An 18818-nucleotide genomic window follows, 5' to 3' on the forward strand; every position below is an offset into this window, starting at 1 on the left:
ACGCGAGGTGAGCGGGCTGTGGTGGTCATGAACGGACACATGTAAGTATTGCGTCGTTCATGGCGTATCACGCGAAATGAGGTGAGTTGGTGGAGAAGGACACCAATTTGGCGGGAAGTCTGCTGGAGGGCCTCGGTGCGGCTTCTGCACCGTTGAGCAGCTCCGCCAAGCCCGGCTCCATTGACATGACGATCGAGGGCCGCGTGCAAAGGCTCCACGACAAGCTGGACTTCAGTGAGCGTGGGTCCTGCAACCCGCCATGGAGCGCGTGGGACAGCTGACCGAGAGAGGTGCCCCGGGTCGCGTCGCGCCCGGGGCACCGCCCTTCGCACCGAAACGGCTTCGACGGAAAGAGTGTGATCGATGACGGGGCTGCGCCGGGGGTTCGGCGTCAATCTGTTGGCCGATTCCTGCACGCAGGACAGAGTTGAGATCAGTTCCGGTGTACGGCCCCTGGACGGTGCCGCGTCCCAGCCCGCGGCGCCCGGAGCCGTGGTGGCGCGCGACGACTGGCGGCCGTTGCGCCCGGACGAGGCCGCCGTGCTGTTCCCCGGCGAACCGGTCAGCCTGGCCTCGTCGGTGTCGGTGACCGACTTCGGCGAGGACATGGTGAAGGAGGCCCACGAGCGACTGCTCCCGGGCGTCGGCGCGGGCACGGACACCGGCCACGACCAGCAGGCGGCGCTGCGCGACTTCCAGGAGAAGATCCTCGGCCTGCTGTACGAGCGGCAGGGCCTCGTGCCGGAGTCGTTGGGCGCCGTCGACGTGGTCGTCCACCGTCCGGACCAACTCTCCACCGGCTTCAACGAGGGACTCAACGGCTACATGGGGCTGCACATCGACAGCCACCAACGGCTTCCGTTCGCCCAGTGCGCGGGCGCGATGACCCTCTGCTCGGTCAACGTCGGGTTCACCGACCGGTACCTGAACTTCGTCAACCTGCCCGTCCGGAACCTTCTGGCGATGCTCGCCGAGCGAGGAGAGCCGGTACCGGAGTCCTCGATCGCGCTGAAGGACACCTTCTTCCGCCTCTTCCCCGAGTACCCGGTGCTGCGCGTGCGCCTGGCCCCGGGGCAGGCGTACCTGTGCAACACCCAGAACACGATCCATGACGGCGCCACCAACGACCAGGGCCTTCCGGACGTCTCCCTGTTGACGATCAACGGGCTGCCGGACTCGGTGCCTCGCCGCGCGGTGGCGCTCGCATGACCGAATCGTTCGAGTACGGGCCGATCCGGCGGGTCATCCTCCAGCCGACCGGCTTCTGCAACATCGACTGCGCCTACTGCTACCTGCCCGACCGGGACGTCCGCAAGGTGATGTCCCTCGACGTGGTCGAGGCGACGGGCCGCGTGCTGGCGGCGTCCGGGCTGCTGGACGACCGGCTGGAGGTCAGATGGCACGCGGGTGAACCGCTGACCGCGCCGATCTCCTTCTACCGGGAGGCGTGCACGGCGCTAAGGGCCGCCCTCGGCGGGCTCACGGACGTGCGTTTCTCCTTGCAGACCAACGGCACCCTGGTCACCGACCGATGGTGCGACCTGTTCGAGGAGTTCGGCTTCGACGTGGGCGTCAGCGTCGACGGCCCGGCCGAACTGCACGACGCCAACCGGCGCACCCGCGCGGGGAAGGGTACCCACGCGCGGACCATGGCGGGCATCGAGGTGCTCCGCTCACGCGGCATCCCCTTCTGGACCATCTCGGTGATCAGCGAACTGACGCTGGCCCACCGGGAGGAGTACCTGTCCTTCCTGGAGGACGTGCGGCCCGCGTCGGTCGGGCTCAACCCGGAGGAGACCGAGGGCGAGCACCGCTCGGAACTGTTCGGGCGGCACGGGTTCCGCGCCGCCTACACCGACTTCCTGGCCGAGATGTACCGCTGGCAGGAACGCACCGGAATTCCGGTGCGCCGGTTCACCGCCGCGCGGGAGGCGATCCTGTCGGCGGGCCTGGGGACGCGCAACGACCAGGTCGAGCCGCTGTGTCTGATCTCCGTGGACACCGACGGGCGGATGAGCAGCTTCTCGCCGGAGCTGCTCGGCTGGAAGGCGCCCGACTACGACGACTTCGTCCTGGGAAACGTGCTCGATCCCGACGTCACGCTGGCGGTGGCCGACTGGTCGCCGGGGTTCCGGCGGCTGGCCGCCGACATCGAGCGGGGCCGGTCGATGTGCCGTGACACCTGCTCCTACTTCCGGCTGTGCGGCGGCGGCGCCGCGGTCAACAAGTGGACCGAGAACGGGACGTTCGCCAGCACGGTCACCGGCTCCTGCCAGGCGAACACGATGGCTGTGGTCGACGTGGTGCTGGGGGCCCTCGAAGTCGAGGCGGGCGTGTGAAGGGACCTGACGGTCCGGTGCGAATTCACGGGCACTGCCGCCTGGACGAGGACGCGATCCGGGCCGCTCTGCGCGAGGGACGAGCCGAACGGCTGGTGGACGCGGGCGGCGCCTTCGTCATCGTCGCCCGGGGCGCGGCCGAGGACGTCATCGTCTCGTCCCGATCCGTCGCGGTCGCCTACCATCACGGTCGCGCGGCGCACGGCCGTCGCCTCGCGGACGTCGCCGCCACGCTGCCCTTCGCGTGGAATCACCGGGCCGTGGCGGACTTCCTCGTGTTCGCGCATCCGCTCGGGGACGACACGTTCCATCCCGGCGTCCGGCTGGTGCCTCCCGGTTCGGTGAGCATCACGCGCGGGGACGGCGGGCTCGAATGCCGGCCCGCACCACCCGAACCCGGCCCCGCCGAACAAGGCGCGGACGCGGCGGCGCGCGCCCTGGTCGACGCCGTTCGCGGGGACGCCGGTGCCGAATGCGGCCTGTCGATGTCCGGTGGGCTGGACTCGCGGGTGCTGCTCGCCGCGCTGCTGCGTCTCGGGCACCGTCCCACGCTGTTCGTCTCCGGAGTGCCGGGCTCGTTCGACCGGGAGGTCGCCTCGGCCATCGCCCGGCGCTACGACCTGCCGCTCGTGGTGACGCGGGTGGAGGCGCGGACGTTGCTGGACGGCTCCCTTGACGGCGACGCCGCGGGCATCGGGCTCCTCCCGTTGACCGGCCGCGCGGGCCTGGAACACCTCCGCGTCGCCGCCGGAGACCACGGCCCGCCGATTCTGCTCGGCGTGGGCGGCGAGTACGCGCGCGGCTACTACGCCGCGGGCCGTGGGCTGTCCGCCCTCCGTCAGGCGGCGTTGCCGGGACGGCACGCCACCGAGATCGTCACGCGCCGATACCCCGTGCCGCTGACCCCGCGCGAACTGGAGATGGTCCATCCCGCGCTGCGCGACGCCCTGCACCCGGAGGCGGTCCGGGACCGGGTCGCCTCGACGTCACGCGCGTCGGGGTCGGCGTTGGACCGGTCCGACGAGTTCTTCCTGACCCAGTACGCCCGGCACAAGATCAGTGCCGAGCTGGCTTCGCTGGACGGGCACGTCCGATGGCGGGCGCCGTTCCTCGACCCCGGCTGGGTCCGGGCCGTCCGTGCGCTGCCCCGGCGCTGGAAACTCGGAAGTCGGCTGCACCGGTACTGCGTGGCGCGCCTGTGGCCGTCGCTGCTGGACTTCCCCGAGGCCGGGGCCTCCGCCGGGACGCTCGCCCGCAGACCCCCGCCCGCCTACTGGCTCACCGGAACCCGACACCCGCCCGGCCCGCACTACCTGGATCAGCGGATGTTCCGTTCCGGGCCCCTCGTCGACCTCGTCCGCGAACACCGCGACAGCTTGGAGGACCTCGTGCAACCTGAGTTGATCGACGCGCTGGCCGCCGAGCAGGCCGCCGAGGGGCGACGACCGCATCTCACCTTCGGCCTGCTCGCCCTCGGCCTCTACCGGCGGCGGGTCCGGCAGCTCGCCGGCGACCACCGGGCGGTGTCATGACGTCCGGCGTGGTCGACGAGCTGCTGCGCGCCTGCGCGGAACCGGTGGAGCCGACCGGCCCGAACGTGCCCGCGCTGCTGGCGGCACTGACCAGGGCGGGCCAGGTGGACACGGCGATCAGCGGCGCGGACGCCGTCATCGAGCCGGGGCCGCGGATCGCGGCGCTGTGCGCGATCGCCCGCGTCCTGGCGGGACGGGACCCGTCCGGCGAACTGGTGCGGACGGCGCTGCACCGCTCCGGCGACGTCCCCGACCCCTGGTCGCGCGCCGAGGCGCGGCGCACGATCGCGGTGACCGCGGCGATCTGCGGCGACGTCGACGAGGCCCTCATTACGGCCGACACCATCGGTTTCAGCGAGCACCGGATCACGGCGCTCGCGCGGATCTCGCGACGGCTGAGCGCGGCGGCCCGTCCCGGCCGCGCGCACGAGATCGCGGTCGCGGCGCGGCGACAGTGCGAACGGGTGGAGTACCCCGGCCGGGAAGTCACGGCGCTCACGGAGGTGGCCATCGCCCTCGCCGCCGCCGGAGACGTCGACACGGGCACGGACGTGGCCGGTGACCTGGGCGATCCATGGGCCCGCGCCGAGGCCCTCACCGGCATCGCCGTCCCGCTGGCCCGTGCCGGGGCGACCGGACGCGCCCAGGAGATCGCCGCGCGGGCCGTCGCCGCCGCCCGCGACGTCCCGTACCTCGCCTGGCGCTCGGAGGCCCTCGCCGCCGTCGCCGACCTCTACTTCCGGACCGGGAACCTCGATGTCGCCGTCCCGCTGGCACGCGGAAACGAGGACCCGCTGTGGCGGGCCGACGCACTCCTGCGCGGCGCCGCCCGGCTCCTGCGCACGGGCCCGGACACCCCCGCGGAGCGGCTCGCCGACGAGGCGCTGACCTCGGCCGACGGGATCGGCCACGCATGGTGGAACCCCGCCGCACTGGCCGCCTACGCCGCCGCGCTGGCGTCCACCGGACAGGTCGACCGGGCACGGCGGGCCGCCGCCCGCGCGGGCCGGCCCGAGCCCCGCGCCCGGGTGCTGACCCGGATCGCCCACGAGCTTCCCCGTGAGGACGGCGACGGGTTCGAGTCGCTGGCGGCCGAGCTGCTCGACTGCTGCCGAAGGATGGCCGACCCGGTCGCGGCACGGCGGGCGAGCGTCGACCTCCTCACCGCCTGGCCGGGCCTGCCCGGCATGGGCTCTCAGGACGCGGGCAGCAGCTTGACCAGCTCCGGTTTGAAGAGCCCCTTCACCCGTGCGTAGGGGATGGGGAAGCTGTAGGCGGCGGTGCGCCTCAAGTCGAAGGGGTCACCGGCCACACCGAGGTTCTGTCCGGTGAACACGAGGTTGAACTGCTTGTCGCCGAAGAACGGCTGCGCCCAGGGAGGAGACTCCGGACGTCGCGCGGCCAGGTGAAACGCCTCCCGGTTGAAGGGATTGAAGAAGCCGCCCGTGCCGGTGTAGCCGCGCCGTACTTGCAGCTTCTCCTCGCCTTCCGGGATGGCGTTCCACAGGCGCATCATTCCCGCGTCGTTGTACGAGGCCGGTTGGAACACGTCGTCGGCCGTCAACGCACGGCCGGTGCGCAGATCGACGGTGACGGAGAACCCGGGAAAGTAGCGCGGTACCTCGCCGCACCTGCGCTGGAAGTCGGGCACGTAACGAACCGACACCAGCGTCGGCCCAGTCAGCCCCTTGACCACCCGGGTGCCCAGGAGATTCCTGCCGTCACCGCAGGCGGCCCGCAGGGCGGGGGTCCGCGTCCAGTACTTATAGAAGTCGATGGCCTGGTCGAGCGGGACGCGCAGTGCCTTGTTGGCGGCGGCCTGCACCGACGCGTCCTCCATGCCCTTGATCTGCGCGTACTGGCCGTTCTGGACGCGCAACACCCGGTCGGGATGGTCCTGGTTCAGTGTGGCCAGGGTGACCACGGGTGCCGTCGCGGCCTCCGGACGGGTCGCCTGGTAGGCGACGACGCCCACGGTGCTCGCCGCCGTCGCTCCCGCGACGACCACCGCGGCCTTGGCCACGGTCGCCTTGGCCAGAAAACCCGAGGACGTCTGGGCGACACCACTCGCACCCCCGGCCCCCGCGCCCCCGGCCCCCGCTCCTCCGGCTCCCGCGCTCCCGGCTCCGGCCGTCCCGGTACCGGCGGCGCTCATCGCGGCGCCCGCCCCGGCACCTGCCGCCACCGGCGCGGGCAACCCGGCCGCGATCAGCGGGAACAGCAGGGAGAGCGCCGCCGCGGTGGTGGCGAGGGTACGGACACCGCGCTGCTCCCAGTCGTGCCCGTACGCGGTGCGCGCCGTCTCCTCCAGGTCCGCGACGAACTCCAACGCTCCCGCGTGGCGCTCATCCGGGTCCTTGGCCATGCCCCTGGCGACCAGCGGCCGCAGCGGCTCGGGAAGGTCGTCCAACGGGATGGGCGCCGCGAGATGTTCGTCGCGCAACCCGTCCGCCGTCTCGGCGCCGAACGGGCGCATCCCCGCAACGCACTCGTAGAAGACGCAGGCCGCCGCGTAGACGTCGGTGGACGGTCCGGCCTCCGCGCCCAGCCACTGCTCGGGCGCCATGTAGAGCGGCGTGCCCGACCGCGACGCGGAACCGGCGACGGACGCGATGCCGAAGTCGATGAGCTTGCTGCGCCCGTCCTCGGGCACCACCACGTTCGCGGGCTTGTAGTCGCGGTGGACGACCCCGACCGCGTGCGCCGCCGCCAGCCCGAGCAGGGACCCCTTCAGGACGGTCAGCGCCGCCGTCGGCTCCAGCCGCCCGTACTCCTTGAGGATCTCCTTCAGCGAGACGCCGTTCACGGCCTCCATCACGATCGCGCTGCCCTGCGCGCTCTCGACCAGCTGGTACAGCCGGGCGACATGCGGGCTGGACACCTGGGCCAGCATCTTCGCCTCATGCCGCAGCCCGGCCAGGGTGGACTCGTCCGCCCGCGCCGAAACGTATTTCACCGCGACCGGATGACCCGATTCCTCATGCTGCGCCAGGACGACCCGTCCCTGCGCCCCGGCACCGAGTTCCCGCACCTCACGGAACCCGGAGATCTGCCAGTTCCCCACTTGCTCTCCTGTAGCCCGAACGACGGTGGCGCGGTCCTCAGTTGTGGCAGGTCTGTTCGGCCAGGTCGAGGACCAGTTCCTGGACGCGTCCGCCATCGATCAGGAACGTGTACACCGCCTTCGGATTGCCCGGCACGACGGTGAACGAGGCGTTCGGGCCCTTCCGCAGCTTCGGATACGCCTTCTCGACCTCGGCGGTGGACGATCCGAGCGCGATGCCCTCGGGCGTGCGCATGTCCTCCACGGCGAAGATCGACGCGATGCCGAGTTCGGCGGAGAAGTACCCTCCGGCGCTCGACTTCTTCTGGGGGAACTTCCTGAGGTCGAACGTGCCGCACCCCATCGCGCCCGGCGGCTCGGTCTTGACCGTGATCAAGCCGGTGGACTCGGCCTTGTCCCTGCTCATCCCGAGTTGGACCGTGCCGTACCCGGTGGGTCCGAGAAAGACCGGCCCGTCGGGTGCGGTGCCCGGCGAGGCGGAGGCGGACGGAGTGCCGCCCGCGGACGACGGGCTTGCGGCGGCCGTCGGACCGGCGTCCGACCCGCCGCTTCCGCACGCACTCACCACCACCACACCGGCGACCATCGCGACCACGAAGCCCGAACGTCGGTACATGCCCCATCCTCCCCGCAACCGATCTCGGAGCATTTCACCACTTCGCGGCCGTCCGGAATGCCCGATGAGGTGCCGATCACATGACCGTTTGTGGCTAAAAGACTTGGTGTTCCGCGGTCGGCGGAACGGGGGAGACGCGACGGCGACGCCGACTTACGATGTGCGCATGGCCGAGACCACCCGTCCCGAGACCACCCGTCCGCGTACGCCCGATGACGAGACGACGCACGAGCCGGACCCATCGCGCCGACCGACCGAGCCGCTGTGGCGCGACGCCCTCGGCCAGTGCCTGAGGGGGCTGCGTCTCGACCGCGGTGAGACGCTGGTCGAGACCGCCCGCCGCGCCGGGGTCTCGCCGCAGTACCTGTCCGAGATGGAACGCGGCGTCAAGGAGCCGTCCAGCGAGATGATCGCGGCGGTGGCCGGTGCCCTCGGCACGACGCTCGGCGACCTGACGCTCGCGGTCGCGACGGGCCTGCTGGCCGCGCCGACCGGAACCCCGCCGATGGGCGCGACCTGCCAGGCCACCGCCTACGCCCTGGCCGCGTAGGCGCGTCCCTACACGCCGACGGGCTGCCGCTCCTCGATCACGTGGTCGATGAGGCCGTAGTCCAGCGCGGTCCTCGCGGTGAACACGCGGTCGCGGTCGGTGTCGGCGCGCAGCGTCGCGGTGTCCTGCCCGGTGTGCCGGGAGAGGATGCTCTCGATGTCGGCGCGCACCCGGACGACCTCGTCCGCCTGGAGGATCAGGTCGGGGATCGCGCCGCGGCTCTGTCCCATCGGCTGGTGCAGGACGACGCGGGTGTGGGGCAGCGCGGCGCGTTTGCCGGGGGTGCCCGCGGCGAGAAGCACGGCGCCGACGGCGACCGCCTGCCCGACGCATGTCGTCGCGACCTGCGGACGGATGTAGCGCAACGTGTCGTACACGGCCAGCATCGCGCTCGGGTCCCCGCCCTCGCAGTTGATGTACAGCTGGATGTCGCGTTCGGGGCTGTCGGACTCCAGGTACAGCAGCTGCGCGACCAGGGCGTTCGCGACTCCGGCGTCGATGGCCGTGCCGAGGTAGATGATCCGTTCCGTCAGCAGATGCGAGTAGACGTCCATGATCCGCTCACCGCGCGGGTGCTGCGCGATGACGTTCGGGATCGTGTAGGTGCTCATCGGAGGGCTCCTTCCGAGGGGAGGCCGAGCCCGGCGGGGCGGCGGTCGGACGGCACGAGTTCGTCGAAGTCGCTGACGATCGCGTCGACGAACCCGTAGTCGAGCGCTTCGCGCGCCGTGTACCAGCGGTCGTGCAACGAGTCCTCGAAGACCCGCTCCAGGGATTGGCCGGTGTCCTCGGCGATGAGCCCGAGCACCGTGTCGCGGGTGTGGCGCAGGTCGCCCGCCTGAAGTTCGATGTCGACGGCGGCCCCGGCGATCCCGGCGGAGCCCTGGTGCATCAGCACTCGGGAGTGCGGCAGGGCGAGGCGCTTGCCGCGCGTCCCGGACGACAGCAGGAACTGCCCGGCGCTGTAGGCGATGCCGAGCACCACCGTGGACACGTCGCACGGGAGGAGCCGCATGACGTCGCGGATCGCGAGCATCGACGGCACCGACCCGCCGGGGGAGTGGATCCACAGCGCGATGTCCCGCGACGCGTCCTCCCTCGCCAAGGTGATCAGTTGGGTCATCAGCAGCGTGCCGTTGTCGTCGTCGAGCGCGCCGTCGAGGACGAGAACACGTTGCTGGTACAGCTCGCGCCGCGCTCGTTCGTTGAACAACGGGATTACCTGTTCCTCGCTCATGCCTTCACTCTGCGGCGACGCGCGCACCGGACACAGACATATCCGCCCACGGCAGATCCGCTCACAGCAGCGAGCCCCGTCCGGCCGAACGAGGAGGTTCCGAAGTCCGGGGCCGCGATGACCTGTGACGACTGATCAGGTTAGGCTCCCCTTATTCGGTAGCCGATTTCGGAGGAAAGTGGTGCTGACCGGACTCGGCGGACGTTGATGAGCGCGGTCAAGGAGAAGCGGCTCGCGTCCGGTCCGGCGTCCGGGGTCGCCTCCGGAAGCGCGGCGACGCGCCGACGGCGGGTCACGGGACTGGGTGTCCTCGTGGCGCTTCTCGCGGTCTCGGTCGCCGCGTCGCTGGCCATCGGGGCGCGGTCGTTGAGCCCCGGCGAGGTCTGGCACGGACTGTTCGCCGCCCCGGACCCCGACCAGCGGCTCACCGAGATCAGGCTCATCGTGCGAACAGTGCGGGTGCCCCGGACGGTCCTCGCGGTCGTCGCGGGTATCGCGCTGGGAGTCGGCGGCGCGCTGATCCAGGGATGCACCCGCAACCCGATCGCGGACACGGGACTGCTGGGCGTGAACGCCGGTGCCTCGTTCGGAGTCGTGTCGGTGATCGCCCTGTTCGGGTTCACCAGCCCGTTCCAGTACGTCTGGTTCGCGTTCATGGGTGCGGCGGCGTCCGGCGTGGTCGTGTTCGGGCTGGCGAGCATCGGCCGGGGCGCGGGCAACCCGCTGACGCTCGTCCTCGCCGGGCAGGGGGTCGCGGTCTTCCTCGCGGCGATGACCACGGCGATCGCGCTGTCGGACCGGCAGTCGCTGAACGCGCTGCGGTTCTGGAACGCGGGCACCGTGGCCGGTGTCGGGTTCCGCGTCATCTGGCCGGTGACCGCGTTCGTCGTGGTCGGGCTCGTCCTGGCCCTGGCCACGCTGCCCGCCGTCAACCTGCTCAACCTGGGGGACGACATCGCGCGGGCGATGGGCGTGAACATCGCGGTCAGCCGGACGGTCGCCATCGTCGCCATCACGCTGCTGGCGGGCGCGGCGACGGCCGCGTGCGGCCCCATCGCGTTCCTCGGACTCATGGTGGCCCATGTCGCCCGCTACGTGACCGGGCCCGACTACCGCTGGCTGGTCCCGTACGCGGGGCTGCTCGGCGCGGTCGTCCTCATGGTGTGCGACATCGTGGGCCGCCTGGTCGTGCGTCCCGGCGAGCTGGACGCGGGCATCGTCGTCGCGCTCGTCGGCGCCCCGTTCTTCGCGGCCCTGGTGTGGCGCGGGAAGTTCAGGAACGCATGAACGACACCGACCTCCGACGGCCCATCACGCCCGGCGTGCGACTCGGACGCGTGTCGTTCGTGTGGCGCCCTTGGAACGTGCTCGTCACGCTGCTGCTGGCCGCGGCGACCTTTCTGGTGTTCTGCCTGTCCATCGGCGCCGGTGACTTCCCCATCGCCCTGCCCCGGGTGATCGCCACGCTGTTCGGCGGCGGCGAGCGGTTCGACCGGTTCGTCATCATGGACCTGCGGTTGCCGCGCGCGCTGGCCGGGCTCGTCGTGGGCCTCGCGCTCGGTGTGTCGGGTGCGATCACGCAGTCCCTCGCGCGTAACCCGCTGGCCAGCCCGGACGTTCTGGGCATCACCCAGGGCGCCGGTGCGGTCGCGGTCCTGCTGCTGACGGTGTCGGGCGGCACGACCGCGGCGATCGCCGGTTCGGTGGGCGTGTCCGCGGCGTCGCTCGCGGGCGGTCTCGGCACCGGACTGCTGGTCTACCTGCTGGCGTGGCGGCGCGGAATCGACGGCTTCCGGCTCATCCTCATCGGCGTCTCGGTCAGCGCCCTGATGCAGGCGGTCACGACATGGCTGCTGGCCACGGCCGACATCACCGACGTGGCCCGCGCCCAGGTGTGGCTCATCGGCTCGCTGGACGGCCGGTCATGGGACACGGTCACGGTGGCGCTCGGGTGCACCCTCGTCCTGCTGGCCGTCGTGGCCGGTGCCGCGTTCCAGTTCAGGCCGATGCACTTCGGTGACGAGGTCGCCGCGGGACTGGGCGTCCGGTACGCGACGGTGCGCGCGGTCATGTTGCTGTGCGCGGTACTGCTGGCCGGTGTGGCGGTGAGCGCGGCGGGCCCGGTCCCGTTCGTCGCGCTGGTGACACCACAGGTGGCGATGCGGTTGGTGCGCTGCCCGACCCCGCCGCTGCTGGCGTCCGGGCTGGTGGGCGCGGTGCTGCTGATCGGTTCCGACCTGGTGGCGCGGACGTTGTTGCCGGTCACGCTGCCGGTCGGCGTGGTCACCGCGGCGATCGGCGGGCCCTTCCTGGTCTATCTGCTGGTGCGGGCGAACCGGAGACAGGTGGTGTGACGGTGAGACGAAGGCAGACCAAGGTGGACCATGCGAACGACCCGGCCCTCGGAACCGACGAGGCCGGCGCCGCGCGTCTCGCCGCCCGGGACGTCGCGGTCGGCTACGGCGGCCGGACGGTCATCGACGGTCTGGACGTGCAGATCCCGTCCGGCGTGATCACGACGATCATCGGACCCAACGGCTGTGGCAAGTCGACCCTGCTACGGACGCTGTCGCGGCTGCTCAGGCCGTCCAGGGGAACGGTCGTGCTGGACGGCGCCGACATCGTCGGCCTCAAGACGAAGGACGTGGCGAAGAAACTCGGCCTGCTTCCTCAGGCGCCGGTCGCGCCGGAGGGGTTGACGGTGGCCGACCTCGTCGCGCGGGGCCGCCACCCGCACCAGGGCTGGCTACGGCAGTGGTCGTCGGACGACGCCGACGTCGTGGAGCGCGCCCTCGCCATGACGGAGGTGTCGGACCTGGCGGACCGTCCGGTGGACGCGCTGTCCGGCGGGCAGCGCCAACGCGTCTGGATCTCGATGATCCTGGCGCAGGGCACCGACCTGTTGCTGCTGGACGAGCCGACGACGTACCTCGACCTGGCGTACTCGATCGACGTCCTGGACCTGGTGGACGACCTGCACGAGTCGGGCCGCACCGTGGTGATGGTCCTGCACGATCTCAATCTGGCCGTGCGCTACAGCGACAACCTGATCGTGATGAAGGCGGGCTCGATCCTGGCGCAGGGGCATCCACGGGACGTCATCACCGCCGAGCTGCTGCACGAGGCGTTCGGGCTGCGTGCCGAGGTGATCGACGATCCGGTGGGGGACCGGCCGCTCATCGTGCCGATCGGCCGCGCCCACGTCCGTCCCGACCTCGCCGACCCGGCCGGAACGACCGTGAGGGACGCAACAGATAGTTAGGTGAGCCTACCCTAATTCGCCCTGCTAGGGTGTTCCCGCCTTGATCAGGCAATTAGGACAGTACACAATCAAGGATTGCGCATGCCCCTGCAAGCAACGACCCTCACGAGTTCCTGGCGGCGGTGGGCGGCGATCCTTTCCGCCGTGATCCTCGGCACGAGCCTCCTCGCCGGATGCGGCTCCGACTCGGGCGACGACTCCGGCGACGGCGCCCAGGGCACCGCGGGCGGCGTGTTCCCCGTCACCGTGGAGCACTACTTCGGCACCACGAAGATCACCAAGGCGCCCAAGCGGGTCGTGTCCGTCGGCTACACCGACGACCAGGCCATCCTCGCGTTCGGCATCAAGCCGGTCGGCATGGTCGACCAGTACCCGAACCCGCCGGGCAAGACCCCCGACATCAACACCCAGTGGCCCTGGGTGAAGGACAAATGGGGCGACACCCGTCCCGAGGTCATCATGAACAACGGCGACTCCGGCCCCAACTTCGAGAAGATCGCCGCGCTGCGTCCCGACCTGATCATCGCGGTCTACTCCGAGATCGACCGGGCCGCCTATGACAAGCTCTCCAAGATCGCCCCGACGGTGGGACGGACCAAGGCCGAGAAGGAGCCGTTCAGCGCGCCGTGGCAGGACAACGCGGTGCACATCGCCAAGGCCCTCGGCAAGGAGGCCGAGGGCACCAAGATGGTCGGCGACATCCAGGGCAAGCTCGACGCCGCCCGTAAGGCGCACCCGGAGTTCGCGAACCAGACCGCCGTCGTCATCTCCTGGTACAAGAACAAGATCGCCCCGTTCACCACCACCGACGTCCGGGGACGGCTCGTCACCGGCATCGGCTTCAAGGGCGCCACCGAGATCGACAAGATCGCGGGCGGGAAGTTCTTCACCGAGCTGTCACCCGAGCGCATCGACCTCATCGACGTCGACCGCATCTTCGTCGTCAACGACAAGGCCGACCAGGAGGGCCTGAAGAAGTTCGAGCTGTTCAACAACCTCACCGCCGTCAAGAACGGGAAGGTGTCGTACCTGCTGGACAGCGAGGGCCCGGCGATCGGCGCGGCCATGTCCCAGGGCACGCTGCTGTCCCTCCCCTACGCGATCGACGAGATCGTCGAGTCGGCCGCGTAGGTGCATGGGCGCCACCGGCACGCGCCTCGCCCCGTCCGTCCTGCACACGGCGACCGGGCGCGAGGCCACGCGATGGGTCGCCGCGCACTGCCGTGAGACGCCCTGGCTCACCGCCGCCGCCGTGCTCACCACGGTGGCCGGGGCGGCGTTCCAGGTACTTCCCGTCCTCCTGCTGGGCCGGGTGGTCGACAACGTCGTCGAAGGCGCACCACAGTCGACCCTCATCACGATCGGCGCCCTTCTCCTGGCCGCCGTGCCGCTCGGCACGGCGGCCACCGCCGTGTCGACATACCTGATCGGACGACTCGGCGCGGACCTGCTCGCGCGGCTGCGGGAGGGCGCCGTCCGCGCGGTGCTGGGCATGCCGAGCGCGCGGATCGAACAGGTCGGCAGGGGTGACGTGCTCTCCCGCGTCGGCGACGACGTCGCCGTCCTGTCGAAGGGCATCCGCACGGCCGTCCCCACGGTCTTCTCGGCGGGGGTGCTGGTCGCCATCGCCATCGCCGGAATGTTCGGCCTCGACTGGCGCCTCGGCCTGGCGGGCGCCGGTGCGCTCCCCGCCTACGCGCTGGCCCTGCGCTGGTATCTCCCCAGGTCGGCGCCGCTCTACCAGCGGCAACGCGCCGCGCAGGCCGACCGCGCCCAAGAGTTGATCAGCGGCCTGGAGGGCATCGACACCGTCCGGGCGTACCGCCTTGAGGACGCCTTCCGCGCGAACGTGACCCGCGAGTCATGGCGGGTGCGCGATCTCGGCATCGAGGTGTTCCGCCTCTTCGGCCGTTTCGTCGGGAGGGAGAACCGCGCCGAGTACATCGGACTCGTCCTGATCATCGTGGTCGGATACGCGCTGCTGGAGGCCGACGCCGCCACCCTCGGCGACGTGTCGGCGGCGCCGCTGCTGTTCCACCGCCTGTTCAACCCGCTCGGCTCCATCATGTTCACCTTCGACGAGGCCCAGAAGTCGGGCGCGAGCCTCACCCGTCTCGTCGGGGTGCTGAAGGAGGCGCCGTCCGGAAACCTGGTCGGCGATGTCCCGTCCACGGACATCGCCGCCCTCCCGGTCATGGTCGAGGGCCTGACGTTCACCTATCCCGGCAATGAAGAGCCCGTCCTCCGGGACGTCACCCTGACGATCCCGGCGGGCGGCTCGCTCGCACTGGTCGGCGCGACAGGCGCCGGGAAGTCGACGCTGGCCGCGCTCATCGCGGGCATCGGCACCCCGCAGTCCGGATCGGTGTGCATCGGCTCGACCGACCTCGCCGAGTTGGACGAGGCCGGGGCGCGTTCCCTGGTCAGCATCCTGACGCAGGAGACACATGTGTTCTCCGGCTCCCTCGCCGACGATCTACGCTTGGCCGCCCCGAACGCGTCCGACGACGAACTGATGGACGCGTTGCGCACGGTCGGATGGGTCGACACGCTCCCGGACGGCCTGAACACGCTGGTCGGCGAGGGCGGCGAACGTCTCGACGCCACCAAGGCCACCCAGATCGCCCTGGCCCGGCTCGTCCTGAACCGGTCGCCGGTCGTGGTGCTGGACGAGTCGACCGCGGAAGCGGGCAGCCAGGGCGCCGCCGAACTCGAACGGGCCGTCCACGCCGCCTGCCGGGGCCGCACCACGCTGTTCGTGGCCCACCGTCTGACCCAGGCGACGGCGGCCGACCGCATCGCCGTCCTGGACGCCGGACGCGTGGTGGAGCAGGGTACCCACGACGAACTGGTCGCGCTCGACGGCCGGTACGCGCGCCTGTGGCGGGCCTGGCGGGCGGGCGGCTGAACACACGATGACACCCACCGGAACCTCGATTCTCCGAACCGCGCTGCGCCGCAACGCCGCCCCCATGACCTGGGGCACCCTCCTCCTCGGCCTCTACCAGGCGGGCGAGACCGCCTTCCCCATCGCGCTCGGCCTGATCGTCGAACACACGATGCGGGACCGGAGCCTCGGCGCCCTCGCCCTCTCCATCGCCGCCCTCGGCGTGATCATCACAACGGTCTCGTTCTCGTGGCGGTTCGGCATGCGCATCCTGCAGAAGGCCGGGACGACGGAGGCGCACCGCTGGCGGGTCCGGGTCGCGGCCCGCGGACTCCAGCCGGTGGCCCGCGACGTCGACCTCAAGTCCGGTGAAGTGCTGACCATCGCGACCGAGGACGCCGACCAGACCGCCGACATCATCGAAGTGGTGCCGCTGCTGGTCAGCTCACTCGTCGCCGTCCTGATCGCCACGGTCGCACTGGGTCTGGCCGACCTCGGCCTCGGCCTGCTCGTGATCGTCGGGACGGTCGGGCTGCTGACGATCCTGAGCGTCCTGTCGAAACGGATCGGCTCGTCCACCCGTGAACAACAGGCCCGGGTGGCGCGTGCGGGCGCCAAGGTCACCGACCTGATCACGGGCCTGCGCCCCCTGCACGGCTTCGGCGGCAACCACGCCGCGTTCCGCTCCTACCGGACGGTCAGCACGGAGGCGAGAAACCAGGCGGTCACCGTCGCGAGGGCGAACGGCGCCTATGCGGGCGCCGCCCTGGCACTGAACGCACTCCTCGCCGCCGCCGTGACCCTGCTGGCGGGCCACCTCGCGTTCCAGGGCCAGATCACCACCGGAGAACTCGTCATGGCCGTGGGGCTGGCGCAGTTCATCATGGAACCGTTGAAACTGTTCTCGGAAATGCCGAAGTACATCATGGTGGCCCGCGCGTCCGCCGAACGAATGGCCCTGGTCCTGGCCGCGCCACCGGTGATGACGCCGGGCTCGGACCGCCCTGACGCCGACGGCGGCCTGGAGTTGGACGGCGTCCAGTACGGCTCCCTGCACAAACTGAGCTTCCACGTGCCCGCAGGCAAGTTCACGGCCATCGCCGCCTACCAACCCGGCGCCGCGGCAGACCTCCTGGCGCTCCTCTCCATGAACGTCCCGCCACACGCCTACGAAGGAGCGATACGAGTCGGCGGACGGGAAACAGCGGACCTGTCGATCGAGGCCCTCCGCGAACACCTGCTGGTGAACCCGTCCCATGCGGAGATCTTCGCGGGCACCCTCCGCACCAACATCGACCCTTCCGGCACTGGCCGTCTGGTCGACGAGGCCGTCGAGGCGTCCCTGCTGACCGACGTCGTCGCCCTTCACCGCGAGGGCCTCGACCACGCCGTCCGCGACCGCGGCGCGAACCTCTCCGGCGGCCAACGCCAACGCCTCTCCCTGGCCCGCGCCCTGGCCGCCGACCCGGCCGTCCTCGTCCTGCACGACCCGACGACCGCGGTCGACGCCGTCACCGAACAACTCATCGCCCGCAACCTGGCCACCCTGCGCCGTGGCCGCACCACAGTCGTCCTCACCAGCAGCCCGACTCTCCTGGACGCCGCCGACCGCGTGCTCGTCCTGGACGACGGCGCCATCACCACCGAAGGCACCCACCGCATCCTCCTCAACACCAACCCCACCTACCGCCAGGCCATAACCCGTTGATCACAGAACGCGGCGCAAGCCAACCTTCCTTGGAGAACGGGCGTCCTATCGAGCAATCGAAGTCTCCTTGCGCGACGGAGGTCCAGAATGCGCGCATTAATTGGGGGTTCGCTGACGCTCGTCATGTCGGCCGCTTTCGTCGGAGTGCTCGGCACACCCGCTTCGGCCGCGTGTGACACCGCCTGGGGGTCGTTACGCAAGGGCACACTGACCGGCGTCGCGAAGGGGCCGTTGGAGCGAGTCCGCACCGGCCGCCACGCCTGCTATGACCGTCTGGTCCTCGACGTCGCCCAATCGGGCTTCGGCCATCGCGTCCAGTACGTCGACCAGGTCTACATGGTCGCCTCCGGCGAGCGGGTCCCGCTGCGCGGCGGCGCCAAACTGGAAATCATCGTCCAGTCGCCGGTCGAGTCGGGGTACCCGTCCACCTCACCCGATCTGGCCGACATCTCCGGCTACACCACCTTCCGGCAGGTAGCGGGCACGGGCGCATTCGAGGGCAAGGCCACGCTCGGCGTAGGCGTCCGGGCCCGCCTCCCATTCCGCGTCTTCACTCTCCCCCGCGACGGCGGCGGCACACGCTTCGTCGTCGACGTAGCCCACACCTGGTAGCTCACCCACGCCCCGACCGCCGCTGGGCGTGATTTCAGATGCCTTCGGTCTCAGCGCTGGTGAGAGCCGTGTAGATGCGCGAAGGAAGAGGCTGCCCGGTGGTGCTCTGCCAAAGGGCACGCAATGTGTCGATGCCCAGTTGCCGGGTTAGGCCTGATCTCAGCACCTGCGGCGGCGGATCTCGGTCGCAGGAGACCAAACGGGAAGTTCGGACCGGTCGTGATCGACTTTTTGGGTGCGGGAACGGGCCAACCTTCGGCGGACATGGGACGTCTCTATAAGCACTTGGTTTGGTTCGCGCGATGGAGGTCCACTATGCGCGCACTATTCGGGGGTTTGTTGACCCTCGTCCTGTCAATCGCTCTCGTGGGGGTGCTCGGCACGTCCGCGTCGGCGGCGTGTGACACCCCATGGGGGTCCCAGTCGAAGGGGACCCTGAGCAACTACTCGCAGGGGCCGCTGGAGCGGGTCCGTACCGGCCGTCAAACGTGTTACGACCGGCTGGTCATTGAGGTGGCCGGGTCGCGCTTCGGCTACCTCGTCGGTTATGTCGACGAGGTTCACCAGGAGGGTTCGGGCAAGCCGGTGCCGCTGCGCGGCGGTGCCAAGATCCGGATCATCGTCCAGGCGGCCGCGGCGCCCGGGTTCCCGGCCGTCTCGCCCGAGCTGGCCAATGTCTCCGGGTACAGCACGTTCCGGCAGGTGGCGGGGGCGGCCTCGTTCGAGGGGCAGACGACGATCGGCCTGGGTGTGCGGGCGCGTCTGCCGTTCCGGGTCCTCACCCTCCCACGTGACGGCGGTGGCACGCGGCTCGTCGTTGACGTGGCCCACGCCTGGTAGTCCTGTCCGGTGGGTCGCGCGCTTTCGCGCGGCGGACGACCCGATCCTGGCGGCGGCCCGGTTCTCGTGCCGGGCCGCCGTCAGGCCGTGTGATCAGCCGTAAGAGTGCGGGGCTCGAAATCAAGGTCCGCTATCGGACAGATCGCCGGTTCACGCTCTCTGGTACCTCTC

Annotated in this window: 18 protein-coding genes; 14 read left to right on the forward strand and 4 right to left on the reverse strand. The window is 70.7% G+C overall.

Features of this window, described 5'->3' with window-relative positions:
• The first annotated feature begins 89 nt into the window (after positions 1 to 89).
• The 5 genes from BZB76_RS31510 to BZB76_RS31530 all read left to right on the forward strand — a co-directional run bounded on the left by BZB76_RS31510 (position 90) and on the right by BZB76_RS31530 (position 5127).
• A complete protein-coding gene (locus BZB76_RS31510) occupies positions 90 to 281 on the forward strand; it encodes a hypothetical protein (RefSeq protein WP_147449620.1) in 192 nt (63 codons plus the stop codon).
• An 82-nt stretch (positions 282 to 363) separates the two neighbouring features.
• The gene (locus BZB76_RS31515) at positions 364 to 1209 is read left to right on the forward strand and encodes a hypothetical protein (RefSeq protein WP_121438084.1); all 846 of its coding nucleotides are present in this window, start codon (positions 364 to 366) and stop codon (positions 1207 to 1209) included.
• Entirely contained in the window at positions 1206 to 2339 is a 1134-nt protein-coding gene (gene grrM, locus BZB76_RS31520) for a cyclophane-forming radical SAM/SPASM peptide maturase GrrM/OscB (protein ID WP_121438085.1), read from the forward strand. Before BZB76_RS31515 ends, grrM begins: the two co-directional genes overlap by 4 nt.
• Positions 2336 to 3871 carry an asparagine synthase-related protein gene (locus BZB76_RS31525; protein WP_170180850.1) on the forward strand — a complete coding sequence of 512 codons (1536 nt, stop codon included), beginning with the start codon at positions 2336 to 2338 and terminating at the stop codon, positions 3869 to 3871. Before grrM ends, BZB76_RS31525 begins: the two co-directional genes overlap by 4 nt.
• Positions 3868 to 5127, forward strand: coding sequence for a hypothetical protein (locus tag BZB76_RS31530; RefSeq protein ID WP_121438087.1), 1260 nt, complete (start codon positions 3868 to 3870; stop codon positions 5125 to 5127). Before BZB76_RS31525 ends, BZB76_RS31530 begins: the two co-directional genes overlap by 4 nt.
• Here the strand turns inward: BZB76_RS31530 and BZB76_RS31535 are convergent.
• Both BZB76_RS31535 and BZB76_RS31540 read right to left on the reverse strand, forming a co-directional pair.
• On the reverse strand, positions 5067 to 6935 hold the full coding sequence (locus tag BZB76_RS31535; RefSeq protein ID WP_170180851.1) for a serine/threonine-protein kinase: 1869 nt from the start codon (positions 6933 to 6935) through the stop codon (positions 5067 to 5069). The two genes, BZB76_RS31530 and BZB76_RS31535, sit on opposite strands and share 61 nt — an antisense overlap.
• A gap of 37 nt (positions 6936 to 6972) precedes the next feature.
• Positions 6973 to 7551: a hypothetical protein gene (locus BZB76_RS31540; protein WP_121438089.1), complete on the reverse strand. Its 579-nt coding sequence runs from the start codon at positions 7549 to 7551 to the stop codon at positions 6973 to 6975.
• 166 nt (positions 7552 to 7717) lie between these two features.
• On the opposite strand from BZB76_RS31540, the gene BZB76_RS31545 reads away from it, so the two are divergent.
• Entirely contained in the window at positions 7718 to 8101 is a 384-nt protein-coding gene (locus tag BZB76_RS31545; protein WP_121438090.1) for a helix-turn-helix domain-containing protein, read from the forward strand.
• Positions 8102 to 8109: 8 nt separating this feature from the next.
• Here the strand turns inward: BZB76_RS31545 and BZB76_RS31550 are convergent, their stop codons facing one another.
• Both BZB76_RS31550 and BZB76_RS31555 read right to left on the reverse strand, forming a co-directional pair.
• On the reverse strand, positions 8110 to 8712 hold the full coding sequence (locus tag BZB76_RS31550) for a ClpP family protease (protein WP_121438091.1): 603 nt from the start codon (positions 8710 to 8712) through the stop codon (positions 8110 to 8112).
• The gene (locus BZB76_RS31555) at positions 8709 to 9338 is read right to left on the reverse strand and encodes a ClpP family protease (protein WP_121438092.1); all 630 of its coding nucleotides are present in this window, start codon (positions 9336 to 9338) and stop codon (positions 8709 to 8711) included. Before BZB76_RS31555 ends, BZB76_RS31550 begins: the two co-directional genes overlap by 4 nt.
• A 207-nt stretch (positions 9339 to 9545) precedes the next feature.
• Between BZB76_RS31555 and BZB76_RS31560 the strand changes: the two genes are divergently transcribed.
• The 8 genes from BZB76_RS31560 to BZB76_RS31595 all read left to right on the forward strand — a co-directional run bounded on the left by BZB76_RS31560 (position 9546) and on the right by BZB76_RS31595 (position 18647).
• A complete protein-coding gene (locus BZB76_RS31560; protein ID WP_121438093.1) occupies positions 9546 to 10625 on the forward strand; it encodes a FecCD family ABC transporter permease in 1080 nt (359 codons plus the stop codon).
• A complete protein-coding gene (locus BZB76_RS31565; protein ID WP_121438094.1) occupies positions 10622 to 11692 on the forward strand; it encodes a FecCD family ABC transporter permease in 1071 nt (356 codons plus the stop codon). Before BZB76_RS31560 ends, BZB76_RS31565 begins: the two co-directional genes overlap by 4 nt.
• A gap of 23 nt (positions 11693 to 11715) precedes the next feature.
• The gene (locus BZB76_RS31570) at positions 11716 to 12600 is read left to right on the forward strand and encodes an ABC transporter ATP-binding protein (protein WP_121438095.1); all 885 of its coding nucleotides are present in this window, start codon (positions 11716 to 11718) and stop codon (positions 12598 to 12600) included.
• A gap of 81 nt (positions 12601 to 12681) precedes the next feature.
• Positions 12682 to 13731, forward strand: coding sequence for an iron-siderophore ABC transporter substrate-binding protein (locus BZB76_RS31575; RefSeq protein WP_121438096.1), 1050 nt, complete (start codon positions 12682 to 12684; stop codon positions 13729 to 13731).
• 4 nt (positions 13732 to 13735) lie between these two features.
• On the forward strand, positions 13736 to 15508 hold the full coding sequence (locus BZB76_RS31580) for an ABC transporter ATP-binding protein (protein WP_121438097.1): 1773 nt from the start codon (positions 13736 to 13738) through the stop codon (positions 15506 to 15508).
• 7 nt (positions 15509 to 15515) lie between these two features.
• Complete coding sequence (locus BZB76_RS31585) at positions 15516 to 17195, forward strand: ABC transporter ATP-binding protein (protein ID WP_121438098.1); 1680 nt, start codon at positions 15516 to 15518, stop codon at positions 17193 to 17195.
• Positions 17196 to 17282: 87 nt separating this feature from the next.
• On the forward strand, positions 17283 to 17807 hold the full coding sequence (locus tag BZB76_RS31590; protein WP_121438099.1) for an AMIN-like domain-containing (lipo)protein: 525 nt from the start codon (positions 17283 to 17285) through the stop codon (positions 17805 to 17807).
• Positions 17808 to 18122: 315 nt separating this feature from the next.
• Positions 18123 to 18647, forward strand: a complete 525-nt coding sequence (locus BZB76_RS31595; protein ID WP_121438100.1) for an AMIN-like domain-containing (lipo)protein — start codon at positions 18123 to 18125, stop codon at positions 18645 to 18647.
• The last annotated feature ends 171 nt before the right edge of the window (positions 18648 to 18818 follow it).

The organism is Actinomadura pelletieri DSM 43383 (assembly GCF_003634705.1).
Lineage (GTDB): Bacteria > Actinomycetota > Actinomycetes > Streptosporangiales > Streptosporangiaceae > Spirillospora > Spirillospora pelletieri.

Bases quoted from the DNA above. Each gene is read 5' to 3' on its own strand.
- BZB76_RS31555 (WP_121438092.1), bottom strand. From the start codon at position 9,338: ATGAGCGAGGAACAGGTAATCCCGTTGTTCAACGAACGAGCGCGGCGC.
- BZB76_RS31545 (WP_121438090.1), top strand. From the start codon at position 7,718: ATGGCCGAGACCACCCGTCCCGAGACCACCCGTCCGCGTACGCCCGAT.
- BZB76_RS31565 (WP_121438094.1), top strand. From the start codon at position 10,622: ATGAACGACACCGACCTCCGACGGCCCATCACGCCCGGCGTGCGACTC.
- BZB76_RS31595 (WP_121438100.1), top strand. From the start codon at position 18,123: ATGCGCGCACTATTCGGGGGTTTGTTGACCCTCGTCCTGTCAATCGCT.
- BZB76_RS31575 (WP_121438096.1), top strand. From the start codon at position 12,682: ATGCCCCTGCAAGCAACGACCCTCACGAGTTCCTGGCGGCGGTGGGCG.
- BZB76_RS31590 (WP_121438099.1), top strand. From the start codon at position 17,283: ATGCGCGCATTAATTGGGGGTTCGCTGACGCTCGTCATGTCGGCCGCT.
- BZB76_RS31530 (WP_121438087.1), top strand. From the start codon at position 3,868: ATGACGTCCGGCGTGGTCGACGAGCTGCTGCGCGCCTGCGCGGAACCG.
- BZB76_RS31540 (WP_121438089.1), bottom strand. From the start codon at position 7,551: ATGTACCGACGTTCGGGCTTCGTGGTCGCGATGGTCGCCGGTGTGGTG.
- BZB76_RS31550 (WP_121438091.1), bottom strand. From the start codon at position 8,712: ATGAGCACCTACACGATCCCGAACGTCATCGCGCAGCACCCGCGCGGT.
- BZB76_RS31560 (WP_121438093.1), top strand. From the start codon at position 9,546: ATGAGCGCGGTCAAGGAGAAGCGGCTCGCGTCCGGTCCGGCGTCCGGG.
- BZB76_RS31585 (WP_121438098.1), top strand. From the start codon at position 15,516: ATGACACCCACCGGAACCTCGATTCTCCGAACCGCGCTGCGCCGCAAC.
- BZB76_RS31580 (WP_121438097.1), top strand. From the start codon at position 13,736: ATGGGCGCCACCGGCACGCGCCTCGCCCCGTCCGTCCTGCACACGGCG.
- BZB76_RS31515 (WP_121438084.1), top strand. From the start codon at position 364: ATGACGGGGCTGCGCCGGGGGTTCGGCGTCAATCTGTTGGCCGATTCC.
- grrM (WP_121438085.1), top strand. From the start codon at position 1,206: ATGACCGAATCGTTCGAGTACGGGCCGATCCGGCGGGTCATCCTCCAG.